The organism is Streptomyces sp. NTH33, assembly GCF_003236365.1.
In the GTDB taxonomy this organism is placed as follows: domain Bacteria; phylum Actinomycetota; class Actinomycetes; order Streptomycetales; family Streptomycetaceae; genus Streptomyces.
On record NZ_POTZ01000555.1, the window covers coordinates 1 to 4,086 of the forward strand.

3 protein-coding genes and 1 pseudogene are annotated in these 4,086 nt (G+C 73.2%); 2 read left to right on the top strand and 2 right to left on the bottom strand.

Features of this window, described 5'->3' with window-relative positions:
* Window positions 1-11 precede the first annotated feature (11 nt).
* A pseudogene (locus tag C1I97_RS32745) lies at window positions 12-200 on the bottom strand (hypothetical protein); the annotation flags it as partial.
* Between the two features lie 129 nt (window positions 201-329).
* Here C1I97_RS32745 and C1I97_RS32750 point away from each other — a divergent pair.
* Window positions 330-1,034, top strand: coding sequence for a response regulator transcription factor (locus C1I97_RS32750; protein ID WP_181447017.1), 705 nt, complete (start codon window positions 330-332; stop codon window positions 1,032-1,034).
* Entirely contained in the window at window positions 1,031-2,434 is a 1,404-nt protein-coding gene (locus C1I97_RS32755) for a sensor histidine kinase (protein ID WP_111006664.1), read from the top strand. Before C1I97_RS32750 ends, C1I97_RS32755 begins: the two co-directional genes overlap by 4 nt.
* 130 nt (window positions 2,435-2,564) lie before the next feature.
* On the opposite strand, the gene C1I97_RS32760 is transcribed toward C1I97_RS32755, so the two are convergent.
* On the bottom strand, window positions 2,565-4,001 hold the full coding sequence (locus tag C1I97_RS32760; RefSeq protein WP_111006665.1) for a GH1 family beta-glucosidase: 1,437 nt from the start codon (window positions 3,999-4,001) through the stop codon (window positions 2,565-2,567).
* Window positions 4,002-4,086 lie beyond the last annotated feature (85 nt).

A 4,086-nucleotide genomic window follows, 5' to 3' on the forward strand; every position in this document is an offset into this window, starting at 1 on the left:
GCCCATCACGGCGGCCGGTGGGTGGAGGAGGCCTGGGGCCTCGGCTCCTGCGTGGTCGCGCCGGCCGCCGTGATGGGCAGGGCGCGCGGCGGGTCGTAGGCCGTGCCCGCCATCACCGTGTGGACACCCCACCACGACAACGTGACCGCCGCGCCGGTGGCGAGCGACCAGGCCAGTACGTGAACGAGTCCTCTGTACATCGCGGTCATCCTGCCTCACCCGTGTCGTTCGAACGCGTTCGGGGTGAGGTTTCCACAGGCGGCGGGAGCCCGGCCGAAGTTGTCCACAGGCCCGGACCGGGTGCGCCCGCATGGCGTACGGTGCGGCGCATGGCAAGTGTGCTCGTGGTCGAGGACGACCAGTTCGTACGCTCGGCGCTCATCCGGCACCTGACCGAGGCCGCGCACACCGTGCGCAGTGTCGGTACGGCGCTGGAGGCGCTGCGCGAGGTCGCCCACTTCCGCTTCGACGTGGTCGTCCTGGACCTCGGGCTGCCCGACCTGGACGGCTCCGAGGCCCTGAAGATGCTGCGCGGCATCACCGACGTGCCCGTCATCATCGCCACCGCCCGGGACGACGAGGCGGAGATCGTCCGGTTGCTCAACGCCGGGGCGGACGACTACCTGACCAAGCCGTTCTCGGTCGAGCACCTGTCGGCGCGCATGTCCGCCGTACTGCGCCGGGCCCGCTCCGGAGCGGGCCCGGCCGCGCCGTCCACCGTGCTCCGCGTCGGCGGCCTGACCGTCGACCCGCTGCGCCGCCAGGCCGAGCTGGACGGCGTACGGCTGGACCTGACCCGCCGTGAGTTCGACCTGCTCGCCTTCCTCGCCGGGCGGCCCGGTGTGGTCGTGGCGCGCAGGGAGCTGCTGGCCGAGGTGTGGCAGCAGTCCTACGGCGACGACCAGACCATCGACGTCCATCTGTCCTGGCTGCGGCGCAAGCTGGGCGAGACGGCCGCCCGGCCCCGCTATCTGCACACCCTGCGGGGCGTGGGCGTGAAGCTGGAGCCACCCGGAGCGGAGCCGCCGCGATGAGATGGGCACTGGTCAAGGTCTGCCTGGCGGTCACCACCATGGTCGTGATCGCCTTCGCCGTCCCGCTCGGTCTGGTCATCAAGGAGATGGCCCGCGACCGCGCCTTCTCCAACGCCGAGCGCCAGGCCGCGGCGGTCGCCCCCGCGCTGTCCATCACCACCGAGCGCGAGCAGCTGGAGCGGGTCGTCGCCTCGGCCGGCTCGGACGCGCGGATGTCCGTGCACATACCGGCGGCCGACGGCACGGCGGCCGTCGACATCGGCCGCGGCCGGGCCGCGGAAGAGGACATCGCGACCGTACGGAAGATGGGCCGCGCCTCCACCACCGAGGTGGACGGCGGGTCCACCCTGCTCCAGCCGGTCGCGCTGAGCTCCGGCGCCATCGCGGTCGTCGAGGTCTACGTCCCCGAGTCCGAGGTCAGAGGCGGTGTCGGCACGGCCTGGGCGGTGCTCGCCGGTGTGGGCGCGGCGCTCGTCGTCGGCTCGGTCGCCGTCGCCGACCGGCTGGGTGTGCGGATGGTGCGACCCGCGCGGCGGCTCGTCGAGGGCGCGCGTGAACTGGGGGAGGGCAGGCTGGGCGCCCGGGTGTCCGAGGAGGGGCCGACCGAACTGCGGCTCGCGGCGGTCGCGTTCAACTCCATGGCCGACCAGGTCGTACAACTCCTGGCGAACGAGCGAGAGCTGGCGGCAGACCTGTCCCACCGGCTGCGTACGCCGCTGACCGTGCTGCGGCTGAACGCGGCCTCGCTCGGCGACGGCCCGGCCGCCGACCAGACCCGGGCGGCCGTCGCGCAGCTGGAGCGCGAGGTCGACACCATCATCCGTACCGCCCGTGAGGCCAAGCCGCAGACCGTGGCCGCCGGTCCGGGCGCCGGGTGCGACGCGGCCGAAGTGGTCCGCGAGCGGATGGAGTTCTGGTCGGCGCTCGCCGAGGACGAGGGCCGCAAGTGGCGGGTGGCCGGAGTGGAGCGGCCGGTGCGCATACCCGTGGCCCGCGCCGACCTCGCCGCAGCGCTGGACGCCCTGCTCGGCAACGTCTTCCGGCACACCCCCGAGGGCACGGCCTTCGCGGTCGACGTGCACAACGCCGACGACGCGGTGATCGTGCTCGTCTCCGACGCGGGCCCCGGCATATCCGACCCCGAGGCCGCCATGGCGCGCGGCCGGGGCTCCGGCACCGACGGCTCCACGGGGCTCGGCCTGGATATCGTGCGCCGGCTCGCGGAGTCGACCGGCGGGGACGTGCGGATCGGCTCCTCCGTGCTCGGCGGCACGGAGGTGCGCATCTGGATCCAGGTCGACGGCCGCAGGCCGGTGAGCAGGGGCCACCGGGGGAGCGTGCGCCGCCGCCGAACGGGCAGACCGTTCCCGGTCCTCAACCGTTCCCGATCCCTTCCTTGAGCGCACCCCGAGTTCCTCGACGCCCGCCCGGATCAAGCGGTTTGCCGGATTCCGGATCGCCGGCGTGCTGCCGTGCCCCGGTCGGTTCACCCCCCACCCGGCCGGGGCACGGCAACTGCCCGGTCGTCCGTCAGGCGGCGTCCACCGGCGGCAGCTCCCCGGCGCGTGCCGCCCGCCCGTACCAGTGGGCGCTGGACTTCGGGGTCCGGGCGAGGGTGGCGTAGTCGACGTAGACGGCGCCGAACCGCTTGCCGTAGCCGTAGGCCCACTCGAAGTTGTCCAGCAGGGACCACAGGTAGTACCCGCGGACGTCGGCGCCGTCCGTGATGGCCCGGCGCACCGCCGACAGGTGGCCGTGCAGGTAGGCGATGCGCTCCGGGTCGTGCACGCGGCCGTCGGAGTCCACCTTGTCGTCGTAGGCCGCACCGTTCTCGGTGACGTACAGCGGCAGCCCCGGCGCCTCCCGGGCGTAGCGCATGATCAGCTCGTGCAGGCCGGTCGGGTCGATCGTCCAGCCCATCTCGGTGCGGTCGCCGGGCGTCTGGTGGAACGCCACGTCGTCCGCGCCCGGCCACGGCGAGTGCGTGCTCGCCCCGTGGCCGTCGGCCCGCGGGCCCTGCTGCGCCGCGTCCACCGCTCCCACCAGCGCCGGCGTGTAGTAGTTGAGCCCGAGCGCGTCCAGCGGCTGGTTGATGATCCGCAGGTCGCCGTCCTGGACGTACGACCAGTCGGTGATCGACGAGGTCGCCTCCAGCAGCGTGGCCGGATAGGCCCCGTGCAGCATCGGGCCGTGGAAGACGCCGTTGGCCAGGTCGTCGATCTTCCGTACCGCCACCAGGTCCGCCGGGTCCTGGGAGACGGGGCGTACCACCGAGGAGTTGAGGCTGACCGCGACCGAGTTGCGGGCCGGCATCGCCGAACGCAGCGCCTGCGTGCCCAGGCCGTGCGCCAGGTTCAGGTGGTGGGCGGCGCGCAGCGAGGCCAGGGGCTCGGTGCGGCCCGGGGCGTGCACGCCGGAGCCGTAGCCGAGGAAGGCGCTGCACCACGGCTCGTTGAGCGTGATCCACTGCTCCACCCGGTCGCCGAGCGCCTCGCCGACGAGCTGCGCGTACTCCGCGAAGCGCAGCGCGGTGTCCCGCTCCGGCCAGCCGCCCGCGTCCTCCAGTTCCTGCGGCAGGTCCCAGTGGTAGAGGGTGACGGCCGGCTTGATCCCGTGGGACAGCAGCTCGTCGACCAGGCGGCGGTAGAAGTCCAGGCCCACCTGCACGGCGGGGCCCCGGCCGGTCGGCTGCACACGCGACCAGGAGATCGAGAAGCGGTAGGCGTTCAGACCCAGATCCGCCATCAGGGCCACGTCGTCGCGGTAGCGGTGGTAGTGGTCGACAGCGATGTCACCGGTCTCGCCGCCGGCGGTCTTGCCGGGGGTGTGGCTGAAGGTGTCCCAGATCGAGGGCGTACGGCCGTCCTCCCGCACCGCCCCCTCGATCTGGTACGCGGAGGTCGCGGCGCCCCAGAGGAAAGCGGGCGGAAAGGTCACCGGGGTCACCGGCTGTGCGGACTCAGGCATGAAAGCGCTCCCAGAAGTGGTCGTGAAGACCGACGGGTCGGAGGAGGAGAAGGGAAGGAGGGACGGAGGAAAGGAGGGAAGGGAG

Excerpts from the sequence above, each read along its gene's own strand:
- C1I97_RS32750 (WP_181447017.1), top strand. The coding sequence starts at position 330 with ATGGCAAGTGTGCTCGTGGTCGAGGACGACCAGTTCGTACGCTCGGCG.
- C1I97_RS32755 (WP_111006664.1), top strand. The coding sequence starts at position 1,031 with ATGAGATGGGCACTGGTCAAGGTCTGCCTGGCGGTCACCACCATGGTC.
- C1I97_RS32760 (WP_111006665.1), bottom strand. The coding sequence starts at position 4,001 with ATGCCTGAGTCCGCACAGCCGGTGACCCCGGTGACCTTTCCGCCCGCT.